This window comes from Skermanella rosea (assembly GCF_016806835.2).
Taxonomy (GTDB): Bacteria; Pseudomonadota; Alphaproteobacteria; order Azospirillales; family Azospirillaceae; genus Skermanella; species Skermanella rosea.
Genome location: NZ_CP086111.1, coordinates 1,704,776 through 1,722,614, shown reverse-complemented (window position 1 = coordinate 1,722,614; position 17,839 = coordinate 1,704,776). Strand labels below are relative to the sequence as shown.

At 68.9% G+C, this 17,839-nt stretch carries 17 protein-coding genes; 15 read left to right on the top strand and 2 right to left on the bottom strand.

Annotation, left to right across the window (positions count from 1 at the left end):
• Window positions 1–69 precede the first annotated feature (69 nt).
• From purD to JL101_RS07880, 12 genes are all read left to right on the top strand, one after another.
• A complete protein-coding gene (gene purD, locus JL101_RS07935) occupies window positions 70–1,359 on the top strand; it encodes a phosphoribosylamine--glycine ligase (RefSeq protein ID WP_203099244.1) in 1,290 nt (429 codons plus the stop codon).
• Between the two features lie 110 nt (window positions 1,360–1,469).
• Entirely contained in the window at window positions 1,470–2,429 is a 960-nt protein-coding gene (locus JL101_RS07930; protein ID WP_203099245.1) for an Rpn family recombination-promoting nuclease/putative transposase, read from the top strand.
• A gap of 97 nt (window positions 2,430–2,526) precedes the next feature.
• Window positions 2,527–4,191, top strand: coding sequence for a hypothetical protein (locus JL101_RS07925; RefSeq protein WP_203099246.1), 1,665 nt, complete (start codon window positions 2,527–2,529; stop codon window positions 4,189–4,191).
• A gap of 23 nt (window positions 4,192–4,214) precedes the next feature.
• A complete protein-coding gene (locus JL101_RS07920; protein WP_456115342.1) occupies window positions 4,215–5,285 on the top strand; it encodes a glycosyltransferase family 2 protein in 1,071 nt (356 codons plus the stop codon).
• Window positions 5,282–5,686, top strand: a complete 405-nt coding sequence (locus JL101_RS07915; protein WP_203099247.1) for a GtrA family protein — start codon at window positions 5,282–5,284, stop codon at window positions 5,684–5,686. The genes JL101_RS07920 and JL101_RS07915 overlap by 4 nt, the downstream gene beginning before the upstream one ends.
• Window positions 5,687–5,757: 71 nt before the next feature.
• Entirely contained in the window at window positions 5,758–6,561 is an 804-nt protein-coding gene (locus tag JL101_RS07910) for an undecaprenyl-diphosphate phosphatase (RefSeq protein WP_203099248.1), read from the top strand.
• 80 nt (window positions 6,562–6,641) lie between these two features.
• On the top strand, window positions 6,642–7,481 hold the full coding sequence (locus tag JL101_RS07905) for a DUF4344 domain-containing metallopeptidase (protein WP_203099249.1): 840 nt from the start codon (window positions 6,642–6,644) through the stop codon (window positions 7,479–7,481).
• Window positions 7,482–7,605: 124 nt separating this feature from the next.
• Window positions 7,606–9,288: a methyl-accepting chemotaxis protein gene (locus tag JL101_RS07900; protein ID WP_203099250.1), complete on the top strand. Its 1,683-nt coding sequence runs from the start codon at window positions 7,606–7,608 to the stop codon at window positions 9,286–9,288.
• Between the two features lie 89 nt (window positions 9,289–9,377).
• Window positions 9,378–10,226 (top strand): diaminopimelate epimerase, encoded by an 849-nt coding sequence (gene dapF, locus JL101_RS07895; RefSeq protein ID WP_203099251.1) that lies wholly within the window; start codon window positions 9,378–9,380, stop codon window positions 10,224–10,226.
• Window positions 10,223–11,482: a tRNA (N(6)-L-threonylcarbamoyladenosine(37)-C(2))-methylthiotransferase MtaB gene (mtaB, locus tag JL101_RS07890; protein WP_203099252.1), complete on the top strand. Its 1,260-nt coding sequence runs from the start codon at window positions 10,223–10,225 to the stop codon at window positions 11,480–11,482. Before dapF ends, mtaB begins: the two co-directional genes overlap by 4 nt.
• The gene (gene ftsY, locus JL101_RS07885) at window positions 11,476–12,585 is read left to right on the top strand and encodes a signal recognition particle-docking protein FtsY (RefSeq protein ID WP_203099253.1); all 1,110 of its coding nucleotides are present in this window, start codon (window positions 11,476–11,478) and stop codon (window positions 12,583–12,585) included. Before mtaB ends, ftsY begins: the two co-directional genes overlap by 7 nt.
• Window positions 12,586–12,592: 7 nt before the next feature.
• Window positions 12,593–14,104 (top strand): AMP nucleosidase, encoded by a 1,512-nt coding sequence (locus tag JL101_RS07880; protein ID WP_203099254.1) that lies wholly within the window; start codon window positions 12,593–12,595, stop codon window positions 14,102–14,104.
• Window positions 14,105–14,114: 10 nt separating this feature from the next.
• Here JL101_RS07880 and JL101_RS07875 read toward each other — a convergent pair whose 3' ends face one another.
• Together JL101_RS07875 and JL101_RS07870 are read right to left on the bottom strand one after the other, a co-directional pair.
• A complete protein-coding gene (locus JL101_RS07875; RefSeq protein ID WP_202682570.1) occupies window positions 14,115–14,276 on the bottom strand; it encodes a hypothetical protein in 162 nt (53 codons plus the stop codon).
• Window positions 14,277–14,340: 64 nt separating this feature from the next.
• The gene (locus tag JL101_RS07870; RefSeq protein ID WP_203099255.1) at window positions 14,341–15,363 is read right to left on the bottom strand and encodes an NAD(P)/FAD-dependent oxidoreductase; all 1,023 of its coding nucleotides are present in this window, start codon (window positions 15,361–15,363) and stop codon (window positions 14,341–14,343) included.
• Window positions 15,364–15,481: 118 nt separating this feature from the next.
• Between JL101_RS07870 and tsaE the strand changes: the two genes are divergently transcribed.
• The 3 genes from tsaE to JL101_RS07855 are packed head-to-tail and all read left to right on the top strand — an operon-like array spanning window position 15,482 to window position 17,735.
• Window positions 15,482–15,976 carry a tRNA (adenosine(37)-N6)-threonylcarbamoyltransferase complex ATPase subunit type 1 TsaE gene (tsaE, locus tag JL101_RS07865; protein ID WP_203099256.1) on the top strand — a complete coding sequence of 165 codons (495 nt, stop codon included), beginning with the start codon at window positions 15,482–15,484 and terminating at the stop codon, window positions 15,974–15,976.
• Window positions 15,973–17,007: an aminoglycoside phosphotransferase family protein gene (locus tag JL101_RS07860; RefSeq protein ID WP_203099257.1), complete on the top strand. Its 1,035-nt coding sequence runs from the start codon at window positions 15,973–15,975 to the stop codon at window positions 17,005–17,007. Before tsaE ends, JL101_RS07860 begins: the two co-directional genes overlap by 4 nt.
• A complete protein-coding gene (locus JL101_RS07855) occupies window positions 17,007–17,735 on the top strand; it encodes a nucleotidyltransferase family protein (RefSeq protein ID WP_203099258.1) in 729 nt (242 codons plus the stop codon). The genes JL101_RS07860 and JL101_RS07855 overlap by 1 nt, the downstream gene beginning before the upstream one ends.
• The last annotated feature ends 104 nt before the right edge of the window (window positions 17,736–17,839 follow it).

Below are 17,839 nucleotides of genomic sequence, written 5' to 3'. Positions count from 1 at the left end.
CAACAAGACTGTAAGGCCCACGCCCTGGAAACAGGGCTTCAAAAGGACGTCGTAGAGGACAAGAGGCTCATGAAGGTACTGGTGGTCGGCTCGGGTGGACGCGAGCACGCGCTCTGTTGGGCGATCGCGGCGTCCCCCCTCTGCGACAAGCTCTACTGCGCGCCCGGCAACGCAGGCATCGCGCGCGAGGCCGAATGCGTCGCGATCAAGGCCGACGACCTCGACGGCCTGGTGCGCTTCGCCACGGGGAACGCCGTCGATTTCGTCGTCGTCGGGCCGGAGCAGCCGCTGGTGCTGGGCCTGGTGGACCGGCTGGAGGCCGCGGGCATCAAGGCGTTCGGCCCGACCGCGGCGGCCGCGGCGCTCGAGGGCTCCAAGGGCTTCATGAAGGATCTCTGCGCCAAGTACGGCATCCCGACCGCCGCCTACGGCCGCTTCACCGACGCCGAATCGGCCCGCGCCTTCGTCCGCGGGCGCGGCGCGCCCATCGTCGTCAAGGCCGACGGGCTGGCGGCCGGCAAGGGCGTGACGATCGCCCGCACCGTCGAGGAGGCCATGGCCGCGATCGACGAGGCGATGGTCGAGTCGCGGTTCGGCGATGCCGGCGCCGAACTGGTGATCGAGGAGTTCCTGGCGGGCGAGGAGGCCAGCTTCTTCGCCCTGGTCGACGGTTCCACCGCCCTGCCCCTGGTCTCGGCCCAGGACCACAAGGCCGCGTTCGACGGCGACACCGGCCCCAATACCGGCGGCATGGGCGCCTATTCCCCGGCGCCGGTGATGACTCCGGCGCTTGAGGCGCGCGTCATGCGGGAGATCATCGAGCCGACGGTGCGCGGCATGGCGGCAGAGGGCAGGCCGTTCAAGGGCGTGCTCTATGCCGGCCTGATGATCGTGGACTCGCCCCAGGGACCGGCCCCGAAGCTGCTGGAATACAACACCCGTTTCGGCGACCCGGAAACCCAGGTGCTGATGAAGCGGATGATGTCGGACGTGCTGCCGGCCCTGATCGCGTCCCGCGACGGCGTCCTCAGGAATTTCCAGCTCCGCTGGTACGACGACACGGCCCTGTGCGTCGTCATGGCCGCCAAGGGCTATCCCGGCGACTATGTCCGCCGGACCGAGATCCACGGGCTGGACGAGGCCGGCGCCCTGCCCGACGTCACCGTCTTCCACGCCGGCACGGTCCTGTCCGAAGACGGCCACGTCCTGGCCGACGGCGGCCGGGTGCTGGGCGTCACGGCCATCGCCCCGACGGTGCGCGAAGCCCAGGGCCTGGCCTACGAGGCGGTGGATAGGATCAGTTGGCCGGAAGGCTTCTGCCGCCGCGACATCGGCTGGCGCGCCGTCGGGCGGGTGTGAGTCGCTTCCTGCTCCCCGGGGCATAGGGTCGCGGGCCGCGTCGCCCGCTTGCGCAAGGTTGCGGGCGCATGCAGAGAGGGGCTGTTCCATCCCACGGGATACCCGCCCCGATGCCTGCCTCAGACAGCCTGTACCACCGCCTCTTCGCGCACCCGCTGATGGTCGAGCAGCTGATCCGCGGCTTCGTGCCGGAGGACGTCGCCGCCGGGCTGGACTTCACCCGCATGGAACGGGTCAACGCCAAGTTCCACGCCCGCGACGGCCGCCGGCGGGAGGGCGACCTGATCTGGCGCGTGCCGACCCTGTCCGGCGAGGTCGTCCACATCTACCTGATGCTGGAGTTCCAGTCGCGCTCCGACTGGTGGATGGCGATCCGGGTCATGGTCTATGTCGGCCTGCTGTGGCAGCATCTCATCCGGGAGCTGAAGCTGCCGCCCGGCTCGCCCCTGCCGCCGGTGCTGCCGGTGGTGCTCTACAACGGCGAGGCCCCGTGGAACGCGCCGCTCGACGCCGCCGGCCTGATGGGCTTGGCCCCCAACGCGGCGCTCTGGCCTTGGCAGCCGGGCATCCGCTATCATCTCATCGACGAGGGCAGGCTCGGCGCCGAGGACCTCGCCCGGAAGGACGGGCTGGTGGCGCTGCTCTTCCGGATCGAGACCTGCACCCGGCCCGCCGAGCTGCCCGGACTGGTCGGCGAGGTGATCGGCTGGTTCCGGAGGCATGCCGACCACGACTCGCTGAAGCTGGCCTTCGGCGAGGTGGTGGCCCAGGCCGTGGCGGCGCTGGTTGGCGGGGACGGGCCGGTGGCGGTCCCGTCGGGACTAGGGGAGGTTCAGGACATGCTGTCGGAACGGATCAAGATCTGGGAGCGCGAACTGCGGGCCGAAGGCAGGGCCGAGGGCAGAGCGGACATGCTGTCTCGGCAGCTCAGGCGCCGGTTCGGCGACCTGCCGGCAGAGGTCGATGACCTGATCGCCTCGGCGACCATGGATCAACTCGACACCTACATGGACCGCCTGATGGACGCCAGGAAGCTCGCCGACGTCTTTCCGGATATCGATCCCGGCTGAGCTCCGGCGGAAAGCGGTCTCTCCGGCCGCCAAGCCTTGATCGCGCGGCGACCGGCGGGTAACTAGACGCCATCGCCCGTCAGGGCCCAACCATCCCATGCCGGTTCCCTTGGCGCTTTCGATCCCGATCACGCCGGCCCGTTCCGCGGGGGACCGGACGGCAAGGCTGACGGCCCTGGTGCTGGCGTGCGCCGTCCCTTTCGGCCTCGTCCTGCTCAATGTCGCCTTGGGTCAGGACGCCAACTGGGACCTGCGGAACTATCACTGGTACAATCCCTACAGCTTCCTCAACGGGCGCTTCTTCTTCGACGTCGTGCCGGCCCAGACGCCCAGCTTCTATAACCCGACGCTCGACATCCCCTTTTTCCTGCTCGGCAACGCGGTGCCCGCCCCGGTCGCCTACGGCGTGCTGGCCTTCGTCCAGAGCCTCAACTTCGTCCTGCTGTTCGCCCTCGCCCGTGCCGTTCTCCTGATCGACGATCCCGTGCGCAAGGTCTGGGCCGCCGGCGCCATCGCGCTGGTCGGCGTGCTGGGCGGCGGGAGCGTGGCGCAGCTCGGCACCACCTTCCATGACAACACCGTCGGCCTGGGCTTCCTGGGGGCCTTGGCGCTGATCGCGGGGACGCAGGACCGCCTGTTCGCCGGTCCCCGGCGGGCGGCCCTTGGACTCGCCTTCGTGTCCGGTCTGCTGGTCGGCTCCGCCATGGGGCTCAAGCAGCCCTCGGTCATCTACTGCATCGGCGTCTGTTTCGGCTTCCTGGCTGCTCCCGCCGCCCCGGGCCGCCGGCTGCTGCTGTCGGTCGCCTGTGGCCTGGGCATCGTCGCGGCGGTGGCGATGCTATCCGGGCACTGGATGTGGTTCCTGTGGGAGACCCACGGCAATCCCCTGCACCCCTACTACAATAACCTCTTCAAATCGCCGCTGGGCGCCATCAGCGACTACAAGGACCTGGCCTACCAGCCGAAATCCGCCTGGGAAAGGCTGACGCTCCCGTTCAGGATCAGCGCCGATCCGCAGGTCGCGGGCGAGATCGACTTCCGCGACCACCGGATCCTGACGCTCTACGTCCTGCTTCCGGTAGCGGCACTGGCAGGCGTCCTGGCCGCCCCGGCGTCCCGGCGCTCCGGCGCGTCCCATGCCATCTCCCGCCCCGGCGTCGCCCGCTGGCTGCTGACGGTGGCGGCGCTTTCCTACGCGGCCTGGGCCTGGATGTTCTGCATCTACCGTTACGCGGTCCCGCTCGAGATGCTGGCCCCCCTCTGCATCGTCCTGGCGCTCGGGGCGCTTCCGCTGGCCCGCAACGTGCATGTCGCCGTGACGGCCTCGGTGCTGGCCGTCCTCCAGGCGACGACGGTCTGGGGGACCTGGGGGCGGTCGGCCTGGACAAGCAACGTGGTGGAATTCGACATGCCCGCGATCCCCGACCCGGACCGGACCATGGTGCTGATCGGCGGATACCAGCCGGTCGGCCACCTGATCCCCTCGTTCCCGCCGCAGATCCCCTTCGTGAGGTTGCAGAGCAATTTCGTCCAGCCCGATTCGACCGACAACGGGTATTCTGAAGTGCTTCGGCGTAGAGTGATGGACCATCGCGGAGATTACTTTATGATCGCGACGGTCCCGGATACCGATATTGCGGCGGACGCCGCGGCGTTCTACGGATTGACGCTCGATTGGGAAAGTTGCCAGGTGATCCACAACAACCTGGGCGAACCGCACAGTTTCTGCGCGGTCCGGCGGCCGACGGTGGATCGACAGTGAATTACTTCGTCATCAGGTGACAATTGATAGACCAGTTCTCCGACGCCAGCCAAGATCTCAGCACGGCAGCCAAGCGCTCCCCCGTCGCCGTCGCCGTTCCGGACAGCGGCTCGCTCGAGGCGGCCTTACCCGGCCTGACGGGCCTGGAGATCGCCGTCTTGATCCCCTGTTACAACGAGGAGGCGTCGATCGCCTCCGTGGTCCGCGATTTCCGGGCAGCGCTGCCGGGCGCCGCCATCTATGTCTACGACAACAATTCCAAGGACCGCACGGTCGAGCTGGCGCGCGAAGCGGGCGCCATCGTCCGTACCGAACCCCTCCAGGGCAAGGGCAACGTGGTTCGGCGGATGTTCGCCGACATCGAGGCCGACGTGTATGTCCTGGTCGACGGTGACGACACCTACCATGCGCCCAGCGCTCCGGCCCTGGTCGCCAAGCTGGTCGACCAGCAGCTCGACATGGTCAACGGCGCGCGGGTGACCGACATCGCCGCCGCCTACCGTCCCGGGCACCGTTTCGGCAACATGATGCTGACCGGCATCGTCGCGAAGATCTTCGGCAACCGGGTCGCCGACATGCTGTCGGGCTACCGGGTGTTCTCGCGCCGTTTCGTCAAGAGCTTCCCGGCCCTCAGCGGCGGCTTCGAGATCGAGACGGAACTGACGGTCCACGCGCTTGAACTGCGCATGCCCATGTCCGACGTGACTACCCCCTACAAGGACCGTCCGCCGGGTTCCGCCAGCAAGCTGCGGACATATTACGACGGCTTCCGCATCCTGAAGCTGATCATGGTGCTGGTGAAGGAGGAGCGCCCGCTCCAGTTCTTCAGCGCGATCGCCGGCGTGCTGGCGTTCCTGTCGATCGTGCTCGCCTGGCCGGTGGTCGCCACCTACATGCAGACCGGCCTGGTGCCGCGCCTGCCGACGGCGGTCCTATCCACCGGGCTGATGCTGCTGGGGTTCCTCAGCCTGACCTGCGGCCTCATCCTGGAGACGGTGACCCGCGGCCGGCGCGAGATCAAGCGCATGCAGTATCTCAGGATCCCCGCCCCCGGCGTCCGCGACCCGGCGCGCGACTCGAAGGACAGGCGATGATCCGAAGGCTGTTCCGGGCGGAATTCATCCGCTTCGGCATCGTCGGGGTGGTCGGACTGCTGGTCGACATCGCGGTCCTGTACCTGTGCCTGGATATCAGCGGCCTCGGCCTCTATGCGTCGCGGGTGGTCTCGTACCTGGCGGCGGCGACGACCACGTGGGCGCTCAACCGCGCCTTCACCTTCACGGGCGCCCATGCCGGCAAGATCCACCACCAGTGGGCCCGCTTCGTCGCGGTCAACGCCCTGGGCGGTGCCGTGAACTACGCGGTCTACGCGGCGCTGGTCGCATCGGGCGATCCCTTCACCGCCCACCCCGCCCTTGCCGTGGCGGCCGGATCCCTGTCGGGGCTCTTTTTCAATTTCACCGCCTCCAAGAAGCTGGTATTCCGCCGCGCGTGACGCCCCTCCCCCCGGAGGTGCGCGGTCACGCCGGCATTTTCCGGCCGGCCTGACACGGATCTGTGAAGACCATGGACGACAGTACCCTGATAAGCGCCCTGGTGATGGGCGTGGTCGAAGGCTTGACCGAATTCATACCCGTCTCCTCCACCGGGCACCTGATCCTGATCGGCGACCTGCTGGGATTCCAGGGTCCGCCCGGACGCCTGTTCGAGGTGGTGATACAGCTCGGCGCGATCCTCGCGGTCTGCGTCGTCTATTTCCAGCGCCTCTGGCACATCGCGGTGACGCTGCCGACCAGCGCCGCGTCGCGCCGCTTCGTGGTCGCCATATTGCTGGCGTTCCTGCCGGCCGTCGTGATCGGCGTGTTCGCCCACGGCTTCATCAAGAGCGTGCTGTTCTCGCCCTACGTGGTTTCCGTGGCGCTGATCGTCGGCGGCATCGCGATCCTCGTGATCGAACGGAACCTGCCCGAGCCGCGCCATTTCGAAGTCGAGGCGTTCTCGCCGAAGCTGGCGCTCGGCATCGGCTTCGTCCAGACCCTGGCCATGATCCCGGGCGTCTCGCGGTCCGGCGCCACGATCCTGGGGTCGTTGCTGATGGGCGTCGAGCGCAGGACGGCGGCCGAGTTCTCGTTCTTCCTCGCGATCCCGACGATGGCGGGCGCGGTGGTCTACGACACCTACAAGAACTACAGTACCCTGACCTCCGACGGTTCGCTGGTGATCGCGATCGGATTCATCGCCGCGTTCCTGGCCGGGCTTCTCGTGGTCAGGAGCCTCGTCGCCTTCGTCAGCCGCTACGGCTTCACGCCCTTCGGCTGGTACCGCATCGCGGTGGGCGCCGCGATGCTGGTGATCTTGTCGATGCGCTGAGAATGCTTGAGTAAGACCGGGCCTCCAAGCAATACTTCCGGGTGGAGTATGGGGAATCCATCCCCTGGGGAGGTCCGGACATGATGGGGGTGCGGGGCGGCTTCCGCCGCCTGGTAGCGTGTATCGCCGTCATCCTGTCCCTCGCCTTCCCCGCCACCGCCCGCCAGGTCACGGCGGAGGAGCGCCGGGAAGCCGACCTGTTCATCCTCGGCAACACCCTCTTCATCCTGTATCACGAACTGGGCCATGCCCTGATCGACCTGCTCGGCCTTCCCGTCCTGGGCCACGAGGAGGACGCCGCCGACAACCTCGCCAGCATCATGATGATCCCGGACGAGCCGGACCCGGTGATGGACGAGCTGATCGTCGCCGCGGCCGACGGCTGGTACCTCGGCAATCTCTGGCAGCAGGAGGCCGGCAATGCCGAGCCGTCCTGGTGGGGCGAGCATTCGCTCGACATGCAGCGGTTCTATTCCGTCGTCTGCCTGATGTACGGCAGCGATCCCGCAGGCTTCGCCGAACTGGCCGACAGCGTCAACCTGCCCTCCGACCGGCGCACCTCGTGCGCCGGGGACTACCAGCAGGCCCGCGCCAGCTGGAGCCGCCTGCTGGCCCCGCACCTGCTTCCCGCGGAGACCCGTGCCGACAGGCGAAGCGCCGTGACGCTCGATTTCGAGCCGCCGGCGGCCGGCCAGGACTATGTCGCATCCCTGTTGCACGAGTCGGGCCTCATCGAAGCCGTCGCCCGCGATATCGGGACCGGGTTCAAGCTGCCGCGCGACCTGCACGTCCGGTTCCATCCGTGCGGCGGGAGCAATGCCAACGCCTTTTACGACAGTGGCGCCGCTGCCGTATCCGTCTGCTACGAACTCGTCGCGTTCTATAACGACCTGATCCTGCGGGATATTTCCAGGCGCTAGCCGACGTAACGGCGCTTGGGTCAACTACTACTTTTGATGTGGATCATCGCAATCCGGTAAGGAGGGCGGCACGCTCCTCAATTCGAACCAAGCCGCCTATAAGGCCGATAACCGGGGAAAGACCATGACACTCAGCAACAGCAGCCTTCTGACCCGCCTTTTGGCAGGCTTCTCGGCGGTCCTGGCGCTGGCGTGTCTGCTCGGCCTGCTCGCCTTGAACCAGCTCGAGACCGTCACCGGCCTCACGACGCGCCTCTATCACAACTCGTTCGCGGTCTCGACCGCGGCGCTGGAGGCGAACGCAGGCATCATCGCCATGCACCGCTCCATGAAGGACGTGGCGCTGGCTCCCGACTCGGCCGCGATCGACACCGCCGTCGCGGCGGTGGACCTCCAGGAAAAACGCGTCTTCGCGGCGATGGCCATGGTCCAGGAACGCTACCTCGGCGACCGGACCGACGTGGAAGCCGCGCTGAAATCGGTTCGGGACTGGCAGCCGATCCGGGCGCGCCTGATCGCCGCCATGAAGGCCGGCAATCGCGCCGAAGCTTCCGAGATCACCCGCACCATCGGCGCCGAGCAGGTCAGGCTGATCGGCGAGCGGATGGAGAGCCTGACCGAGGCCGCGCGCACGCGCGCCGCCGCCGCCGCCGCCGCCGCGGAGACGACCGGGAACGAGGCCTGGACGCTGATTCTCGGGGCGCTCGCCGTCATGGTGGCCGTCGGCGTCGCCATCGCGCTGGCGATCACCCGCAACGTCAGCGGACAGATCGGACGCCTCCGCGACACCATGGAACGGCTGGCCCGGCAGGATTACGGCGTAGCCGTCCCCTACGCGGACCGCACCAACGAGATCGGCCGGATGGCCAAGTCCGTGGAATTCTTCAAGGAGAACGGTCTGGCCGTCGAGCGGCTGCGCGCCGAGCAGGAGTCCGCCAAGGCAGCCGCGGAGGCGGAGCGCAAGCGCCAGATCATGGCGCTCGCCGACGATTTCGAGTCCCACGTGGAAGCGGTGGTCGAGCACGTCGCCTCCGCCGCGACGGAGATGACCGCGACGGCCAGCTCCATGTCCGCCTGCGCGGAGCAGGCGACCCGCCAGTCCGCCGCGGCGGCCGCCGCCGCCGAGGAGGCGTCGGGCAACGTCCAGACCGTCGCCTCCGCGGCGGAGGAGCTTTCCTCCTCCATCGCCGAGATCGGCCGGCAGGTCGCCCAGGCGACCGGCACCACCCGCGAGGCCGTGACCAAGGCCGAGCGCACCAACTCCATCGTCGCGGGCCTGTCCGACGCCGCCCACAAGATCGGCGAGGTGGTCAGCCTGATCAACGACATCGCCAGCCAGACCAACCTGCTGGCGCTGAACGCCACGATCGAGGCGGCCCGGGCCGGAGAGGCCGGCAAGGGATTCGCCATCGTCGCGTCCGAGGTCAAGAACCTCGCCAACCAGACCGCCAAGGCGACGGAGGAGATCGCCAGCCAGATCTCCTCGGTCCAGGGCGCCACGGGACAGGCGGTCGCGGCCATCCAGGACATCGCGGCGACCATCGCCGCGGTCAGCGACGCCTCCACCGCCATCGCCTCGGCGGTGGAGCAGCAGCGCGCCGCGACCGACGAGATCGCCCGCAACGTCGAGCAGGCCGCCCGCGGCACCCAGGAGGTCTCGGCGAACATCGCCGGCGTCTCCGAAGCCGCCCACGAGGCCAGCCGCGCCGCCAGCCAAGTCCTGTCCGAGGCGGGCCAGCTGTCCAAACAGTCGGAATCCCTCAACCGCGAGGTCGGCACCTTCATGCACAAGGTCCGCGCGGGGTGAGCCGGCCGGGGCGCCGCGCCCCGCCGTCAAAGCCGGTCAGGTCTGCGGCCATGGACTTGGGAGCCGCGATCGCCATATAACGGCGCACCATGACCATCCCGTTCCTGAAAATGCACGGGCTCGGCAACGACTTCGTCGTCATCGACGCCCGCGGCACCGACTTGTCCCTGAACGAAGCGCAGGCCCGCGCCATCGCGGACCGGCGCACGGGCGTGGGCTGCGACCAGTTCATCGTGATCGAGCCGCCGCGGACGCCCGGCGCCACCGCCTTCATGCGCATCCGCAATCCCGACGGCAGCGAGGCCGGAGCCTGCGGCAACGCGACGCGCTGCGTCGCTCATCTCCTGATGCGGGAAACGGGGCAGTCCAGCGCGGTGGTCGAGACGATCGCGGGGCTCCTGCCCTCCACGATCGCCGAGGACGGCATGGTCACCGTGGATATGGGTCCGGCTCGGCTCGACTGGAGCGACATTCCCCTGGCCGGTCCCGCCGACACCTTGAGGCTCGATGTTTCCGAGGGCGGCTACGCCGGACCGGTCGCGGTGAGCATGGGCAACCCGCACGCGGTGTTCTTCGTGGACGACGTCGCGGCGGTGCCGCTCGAAAGCGTCGGCCCCCGGCTGGAACACCACCCCGCCTTTCCCCGGAAGGCCAATATCGAGTTCGCCCAGGTCCTCTCCCCGACCCGGATCCGCATGCGGGTCTGGGAACGGAGCGCCGGCATCACCCGGGCCTGCGGCTCGGGCGCGTGCGCCGTGCAGGTCGCCGCCGTCCGCCGCGGCCTGACGGAGCGGCGCGCCGAAGTGATGCTCGACGGCGGCAGCCTGGTCATCGAATGGCGGGAGGACGGTCACGTCCTGATGACCGGTCCCGTCACCCTCAGCTTCACCGGCCACCTGGCGCCGGATCTGGTGGCCCTGGATCCGGTGGAAGCATGAGCGCCGATATCGTCACGTTCGGCTGCCGGCTGAACACCTACGAGTCCGAGGTGATGCGCGAGAACGCCTCGGCCGCCGGCATGACCGACACGGTCATCTTCAACACCTGCGCCGTCACCTCCGAGGCCGAGCGCCAGGCCCGCCAGGCGATTCGCAAGATGCGGCGCGAGCGGCCCGGCGCCCGCATCATCGTGACCGGCTGCGCCGCCCAGATCGACCCGGCCAAGTACGCGGCGATGCCCGAGGTGGACCAGGTGCTCGGCAACGAGGAGAAGCTGAGGCCGGAAAGCTTCGGCCTCGCCGCCCCGACCGAGCGGGTGTTGGTCAACGACATCATGTCGGTGACCGAGACCGCCGGCCACCTGATCGGCGGGCTGGAAGGCCGGGCGCGCGCCTTCGTCCAGGTCCAGAACGGCTGCGATCATCGCTGTACCTTCTGCATCATCCCCTACGGCCGGGGCAATTCGCGCTCCGTCCCGATCGGCGAGGTGGTCCGGCAGGTCCGGCTGCTCGTCCAGTCCGGCTACAACGAGGTGGTCCTGACCGGGGTGGACATCACCTCCTACGGCCCCGACCTGCCCGGCGGCCCGACGCTCGGCCAGATGATCCGCCGGCTGCTGGCCCAGGTGCCGGACCTGAAGCGCCTGCGCCTATCCTCGCTCGACCCGGTGGAGATCGACGACGACCTGTGGCGCCTGATCGCGGAGGAGCCGCGCCTGATGCCGCACCTCCATGTCAGCCTCCAGGCCGGCGACGACATGGTGCTGAAGCGGATGAAGCGTCGCCACCTGCGCGGCGACGCGATCGAGTTCTGCCGCCGGGCCCGCGACCTGCGTCCGGACATGGTGTTCGGCGCCGACCTGATCGCCGGTTTCCCGACCGAGACCGACGAGATGTTCGAGAACACGCTGCGCGCCGTGGACGACTGCGGCCTGACCTGGCTGCACATCTTCCCCTACTCCCCCCGCCCCGGCACGCCGGCCGCGAAGATGCCGCAGGTCGACGGCGGCCTGCGCAAGGAGCGCGCCGCCCGCCTGCGCGAGGCCGGCGCGCGCGCGGTCGGCCGCTTCCTGGCCGGGCGCGTCGGAACCCATGCCGCCGTGCTGGCGGAAAAGGAAACCATCGGCCGTACCGAGCAATTCGCCGAAGTGCGCCTGGACCAGCCGGTCGAACCCGGCGCCATCGTGCGCGCCGCCATCGTCGGCGTCGACGGCGAGCATCTGGTCGGCCGGATCGAGCGGAGCACTTCATGCTGAAATTCTGGCGCCGCAACAAGCAGGAGCCGACCGAGACCAAGCCCGAGGACGTCGGACCCAAGGTCTTCGACACTCCGCCGGAACCTGAACCCGTCGCCGAGGTCGAGCCGGAACCCGAACCGGTCCCGGAACCGGAGCCGGAGCCCGTCGCGGCGCTCACCCCCGAACCCGAGCAACCCGCCCGCAAGGGCTGGCTGTCGCGCCTGCGCGAGGGGCTGACCAAGTCCACGACCAAGCTGACCGACGGCATCACCGGCATCTTCACCAAGCGCAAGCTCGACGACGAGGCGCTGGAGGAGCTGGAGGAGCTGCTGATCACCGCCGACCTGGGTCCGGTGACGGCGGCCAAGGTGACCGCCGAGCTGGCGCGCACCCGCTTCGGCAAGGAGGTCTCGCCCGATGAGGTCCGGCGCACCCTGGCCGCCAGCATCGCGCAGATCCTGGAGCCGGTCGCCGAGCCGCTGGAGATCGACGCCGCCGCCAAGCCCCACGTCGTCCTGGTGGTCGGCGTCAACGGCGCCGGCAAGACGACGACCATCGGCAAGATGGCCAAGCAGTTCCGGCAGGAGGGCAAGTCGGTCATCATCGCCGCCGGCGACACCTTCCGCGCCGCGGCGGTCCAGCAGCTCCAGGTCTGGGGCGAACGCTCCGGCTGCCCCGTGATCGCCAAGGAGACCGGCGCCGACGCCGCCGGCCTCGCCTTCGACGCGCTGGAGCGGGCGCGGCGCGAGAAGACCGACGTGCTGCTGATCGACACGGCGGGGCGGCTCCAGAACAAGGCCAACCTGATGGCCGAGCTCCAGAAGATCATCCGCGTCGTGAAGAAGCTCGATCCCGAGGCGCCCCATTCGGTCCTGCTGGTGCTCGACGCCACGACCGGCCAGAATGCGCACTCGCAGGTCGAGGTGTTCCGGGAGATGGTCAGCGTGAACGGGCTGATCCTGACCAAGCTGGACGGTTCGGCGCGCGGCGGCGTCCTGGTGGCCCTGGCGGAGAAGTACAAGCTGCCGGTCCACTATATCGGCGTCGGCGAGAGCATAGAGGACATGCGCCCCTTCGAGGCGGGCTCCTTCGCCCGCTCCCTGATGGGTCTTGAATCTTGAGGTAACGATGCAGAACTCGTACAGCCATATCGGCCTTCCCTTCGCGGCGGAACACTTCACCGATCCCGCCGCGGCGGTCGATCGGGTGCGCGAGATCTACGAGGCGAACACCGCCTACCTGCGCGACTGCTTCGGCCGCTTCGCCAAGGGCGAGGAGATGCAGCAACGCGTCCACGCCTGCTACCCGTTCCTGCGCGTCCATACCGACACCAGCACGCGGGTCGACACCCGGCTGTCCTACGGCTTCGTCGCCGGTCCCGGCACCTACGCCACCACGCTGACCCGCCCCGACCTGTTCCACAACTATTACCTGGAGCAGTTCGAGCTGCTGCGCCGCAACCATGGCGTGGTGCTGGAGGTCGGCGTCAGCCGGCAGCCGATCCCGGTCCATTTCGCCTTTCCCGAGGGACTGCACGTCGAGGGCGACCTGACACCGGAACGGCTCGGCCGGATGCGCGACAGCTTCGACCTGCCCGACCTGTCGCAGATGGACGACAGCATCGTCAACGGAACCCACCGGCTGGCGGCCGACGAGCCGGAGCCGTTGGCGCTGTTCACCGGGCCGCGGGTTGATTATTCGCTGCACCGGCTGAAGCACTACACCGCGACCGCGCCGGAGCATTTCCAGAACTTCGTCCTGTTCACCAACTACCAATTCTATATCGACGAGTTCATCCGCCTCGGCATGGAGGTGATGTCGCCGACCGACGATCCGGAGCAGCAGGCCTACCGCCGCCAGTACACCGCCTTCGTCGAGCCTGGCGACTTCGTCATCCCCAACCAGAACCTGGGTCCGGCCGACCCGCAGGGGACTCGCGTAGGCCGCCTGCCGCAGATGCCGGCCTACCACCTGAAGCGCCCGGACGGCTCCGGGATCACCATGGTCAATATCGGCGTCGGCCCCAGCAACGCCAAGACGATAACCGACCACATCGCCGTGCTGCGCCCGCATGCCTGGATCATGCTGGGCCACTGCGCCGGCCTGCGCAACACCCAGCGGCTGGGCGACTATGTCCTGGCCCACGGCTATGTGCGCGAGGACCACGTGCTGGACGCCGACCTGCCGATCTGGGTCCCGGTCCCGCCCCTGGCCGAGGTCCAGGTGGCCCTGGAGGCGGCGGTCGGGCAGATCACCGGCCTGACCGGCTATGAATTGAAACGGGTGATGCGGACCGGAACGGTCGCGACCATCGACAACCGGAACTGGGAACTGCGGGACCACAGCGAGATGGTCCAGCGCTTCAGCCAGAGCCGCGCGATCGCGCTGGACATGGAAAGCGCCACCATCGCGGCCAACGGCTTCCGCTTCCGGGTGCCCTACGGGACGCTGCTGTGCGTCTCCGACAAGCCGCTGCACGGCGAGCTGAAGCTGCCGGGCATGGCGAACAATTTCTATCGGAACCAGGTGGACCAGCACCTGAAGATCGGCGTGCTGGCGATGGAGCTTCTTCGGAAAAACGGGCTGGAAAAGCTGCACTCGCGCAAGCTCCGCAGCTTCGCGGAGGCAGCTTTCCAGTAAGGGAGGAAGGTTACTTCTTCCCGCCCTCGGACTCGACGTTCTCCGCCCCCTTCCGGGTGCCGCCGAACTTGTCGGGTCCGCCGGCGTCGGGAGCGTCCGGCTTATGGTGGTTGCCGGTGTTCTGCTGGTCTTCGGTGTGCTTGACCGTCTGTTCGGTATGCGGCTGTTTCATGGTCATCCTCCAGTGCGTGGTAGGACAACAGCTTAAACAGCCAAGGGTTTCGTCCCGTCGCCCGTCAGGCCGCTCCCGGCACCCCCTTGGTGGTCGAGTACTCGAAATGCAGCACCTCGCCCGGATGGACCAGCGGGAAGGCCGAATGGGCGGCCGACGCGGCTTCCGCGAAGCCGGTCAGGATCAGCTTCAGCTTGCCCGGATATGTGGCGATGTCGCCGATCGCGAAGATGCCCGGCGCGCTGGTGGCGCAGGTCGCCTGGTCGATCCGGATATGGTGCTTCTCCAGGTCGAGGCCCCACTCCGCGATCGGCCCCAGGTTCATGGCGAGCCCGAAGAACGGCAGCAGCACGTCGGCGTCCAGCACCTTCTCCTCGCCGTCCAGGGTCGCGACCCGCACGCCGGTCAGCTGGCCGTCGGCTCCCTCCAGCCCGGAGAGCTGGTAGGGCACCACCATCTCGATCCGGCCCTCCCGGGTCAGCTGCTCCATCCGGGCGACGCTTTCCGGGGCGGCGCGGAACTTGGGCCGGCGATGCACCACCATGATCTGCTCCGCGACCTCGGCCAGGCTGATCGCCCAGTCCACGGCGGAGTCGCCGCCGCCGGCGATCACCACCCGCTTGCCGGCATAGTCCATGCGCCGCCGCACCAGGTAATGCACCGACGTGCCCTCGAACCGCTCCAGCCCGTCCAGCGGCGGCCGGTTCGGGCCGAAGGCGCCGACACCCGCCGCGACGATCACCGCGCGGGCGTTGATCCGCGTGCCGGTCGAAGTCTCCACCAGCCAGCGCCCGCCTTCCGCCGGGGTCAGCCCGGTGACCTGCTGGCCCAGGTGGAAGACCGGCCCGAAGGAGGCGCATTGTTCGCTCAGCCGGTCGATCAGGTCGGCCGCGTCAATGGAAGGGTAACCGGGAATGTCGTAAATGGGCTTCTCCGGGTAGAGCGCCGCGCACTGCCCGCCGACCATGTCGAGGGCATCGATCACATGGCATTTCATGCGAAGCATGCCGCATTCGAAGATGGCGAACAGACCAACGGGACCGGCACCGATAATGGCGACATCGGTATGCTGCTCGGGGCTCGACATGGGGACTCCGGAAAAGCTAGGAAGAGTTTTGCACTGCCAGCCCCTCATTAGCGGATTTCCGGGCACGATCAAACCCCCGCCTTCCGCGGGGCCGGGTAAAGGAAGCAAGCGCACGACCATGACGGCACAGCGTCAGCAAGCCCCCTCCGTTGACCTGGTCATCGACCTCGGGGACGAGGCCGCCACGGCGGACCTCGCGCGCCGCGTCGGATCCCTGCTCCGCGCCGGCGACATGGTGGCGCTGCGCGGCGACCTGGGCGCCGGCAAGACGGCGTTCGCCCGCGCGCTGATCCAGTCGCTGGGAGACCCGGACGACGAGGTGCCGAGCCCGACCTTCACCCTGGTCCAGACCTACGACACCCCGGCGGCCCCGGTCTGGCATTTCGACCTCTACCGTCTGGGCGGCCCGGACGAGGTGATCGAGCTCGGCTGGGACGAGGTCCGCTCCGGCGGCATCGCCCTGGTCGAATGGCCCGACCGGCTGGGATCCCTCCTGCCGCCGGAACGGCTCGACATCGCCCTGTCCTTCGGCCCGGAAGCGACCGCGCGCCGCGCCACCCTGACCGGCCACGGCGGCTGGGCCGACCGCCTGGGGAGCCTGGAGCAGCCGTGACCCCCCGCGAAGACACCATCACCGGCTTCCTGGCCGCGCAGGGCTGGGGCGATGCCGACCGCACGGCCCTGGCGGGCGACGCCTCGGCGCGGCGCTACCTCCGCCTCCGCCGCGGTACCGACAGCGCCCTGCTGATGGACTCGCCGAACCCGGCGGAGGACGTGATCCCCTTCGTCGCGATCTCCGGCCTGCTGCAAGGATTCGGCCTCTCGGCGCCGCACATCCTCGCCGGGGAGCCCGAGGCCGGCCTGCTGCTGATCGAGGATTTCGGCGACGCGACCTTCACCCGCCTGATGGACCAGGGCGCCGACCCCGCGGACCTCTACCGCCTGGCGGTGGACGCCCTCGTCGCCCTGCACCGGCGCTTCGACCCCGCCCGGGCAACTCCGCTCGGCCTGCCCCGCTACGACGCCGCCCTGTTCATCGAGCAGGTGATGCTGCTGGCCGACGTCTACGTCCCGGCCGCCCTGGGCCGCGCCGCCACCGCCGAGGAGCGCGCCGACCTGGAGCGGGCCTGGTGGGCGACCGTCCCCGACGCGGTAGGATTCGGCACGTCGCTGATGCACCGCGACTACCATGTGGACAACCTGATGCGGCTCGACGGCCGTCCGGGCGCATCCGCCTGCGGGCTGCTGGACTTCCAGAACGCCGGCCTCGGGCCGATCAGCTACGACCTCGTGTCGCTGCTGGAGGATGCCCGGCGCGACGTTCCGTCCGACTTGGCGGCTGCCATGCTGGGCCATTACCTGGACGCGTTCCCCGGCCTGGACCGCGACGCCTTCCTGCGTTCCTACGCCGTGCTGGGCGCCGTCCGGCACACCCGGATCGTGGCGGTCTTCGCCCGGCTGCATCTCCGCGACGGCCGTTCCGGCTATCTGCGCCACCTGCCCCGCGTCTGGCGCCTGCTGGAGGCGAAGCTGGAGCATCCGGCCCTGGCGCCGGTGCGCGACTGGTTCGACCGCACCCTGCCGCCCCCTGTCCGCGCTCCCCTTTTCAACCCGCCCACCGACCTTTCGAAAGCACCCGAATAATGACGACCCTGACCCACGCCATGGTGCTGGCCGCCGGGCTCGGCCTGCGCATGCGGCCCTTGACGCTGGAACGGCCCAAGCCGCTGATCCCCGTGGCGGGGAAACCCCTGCTCGACCACGCGCTCGACCGCATCGCCGCCGCCGGCATCGGAACCGCCGTCGTGAACACCCACTACAAGGGCGAGATGATCGCGGACCACCTCGCGGGCCGCACGTCCCCCCGCATCGTCCTGTCGCCCGAGGCGGACCTGCTGGAGACCGGCGGCGGCATCCGGCAGGCCCTGCCGCTGCTCGGCACCGACCCGTTCCTGTCGGTCAATTCCGACATCCTGTGGCTCGACGGCCCCACCCCGGCCATCGACCGCCTGACCCGGGCCTGGAACCCGGAGACCATGGACGCCCTGCTGCTGCTCCACCCGGCCGTCGCCGCCTTCGGCTACGACGGCAAGGGCGACTTCCACATGGACCCGCTGGGCCGCCTGACCCGCCGCCGCAGCGGCGAGATCGCCCCCTTCGTCTTCGCCGGCGTCCAGATCCTCAAGCCGGAACTGTTCGCCGACGTGCCATCGGGCGCCTTCTCGACCAACCTGATCTGGGACCGGCTGCTGGAAAGCGAGCGGCTCTACGGGATGCGCCATGACGGCCTGTGGTTCCACGTCGGGACCCCGGCCAGCATCGCCAAGGTGGACGAGCACCTGGAAGTCCGGCCGCACCACAGCGAGTCCTGACGATACCATATCTTGGAAAGATTTGCGTTCCGCGTCCCACCTATAGTAGGGTTTCAAGACTCCTGTAGGTCGGGTAGAGCGCAGCGGCACCCGACGGGCCGGTG

Excerpts from the sequence above, each read along its gene's own strand:
- JL101_RS07870 (WP_203099255.1), bottom strand. The coding sequence starts at position 15,363 with ATGTCGAGCCCCGAGCAGCATACCGATGTCGCCATTATCGGTGCCGGT.
- purD (WP_203099244.1), top strand. The coding sequence starts at position 70 with ATGAAGGTACTGGTGGTCGGCTCGGGTGGACGCGAGCACGCGCTCTGT.
- JL101_RS07855 (WP_203099258.1), top strand. The coding sequence starts at position 17,007 with ATGACGACCCTGACCCACGCCATGGTGCTGGCCGCCGGGCTCGGCCTG.
- JL101_RS07880 (WP_203099254.1), top strand. The coding sequence starts at position 12,593 with ATGCAGAACTCGTACAGCCATATCGGCCTTCCCTTCGCGGCGGAACAC.
- JL101_RS07930 (WP_203099245.1), top strand. The coding sequence starts at position 1,470 with ATGCCTGCCTCAGACAGCCTGTACCACCGCCTCTTCGCGCACCCGCTG.
- mtaB (WP_203099252.1), top strand. The coding sequence starts at position 10,223 with ATGAGCGCCGATATCGTCACGTTCGGCTGCCGGCTGAACACCTACGAG.
- JL101_RS07915 (WP_203099247.1), top strand. The coding sequence starts at position 5,282 with ATGATCCGAAGGCTGTTCCGGGCGGAATTCATCCGCTTCGGCATCGTC.
- JL101_RS07875 (WP_202682570.1), bottom strand. The coding sequence starts at position 14,276 with ATGAAACAGCCGCATACCGAACAGACGGTCAAGCACACCGAAGACCAG.
- tsaE (WP_203099256.1), top strand. The coding sequence starts at position 15,482 with ATGACGGCACAGCGTCAGCAAGCCCCCTCCGTTGACCTGGTCATCGAC.
- JL101_RS07910 (WP_203099248.1), top strand. The coding sequence starts at position 5,758 with ATGGACGACAGTACCCTGATAAGCGCCCTGGTGATGGGCGTGGTCGAA.
- dapF (WP_203099251.1), top strand. The coding sequence starts at position 9,378 with ATGACCATCCCGTTCCTGAAAATGCACGGGCTCGGCAACGACTTCGTC.
- JL101_RS07905 (WP_203099249.1), top strand. The coding sequence starts at position 6,642 with ATGATGGGGGTGCGGGGCGGCTTCCGCCGCCTGGTAGCGTGTATCGCC.
- JL101_RS07900 (WP_203099250.1), top strand. The coding sequence starts at position 7,606 with ATGACACTCAGCAACAGCAGCCTTCTGACCCGCCTTTTGGCAGGCTTC.
- JL101_RS07925 (WP_203099246.1), top strand. The coding sequence starts at position 2,527 with ATGCCGGTTCCCTTGGCGCTTTCGATCCCGATCACGCCGGCCCGTTCC.
- ftsY (WP_203099253.1), top strand. The coding sequence starts at position 11,476 with ATGCTGAAATTCTGGCGCCGCAACAAGCAGGAGCCGACCGAGACCAAG.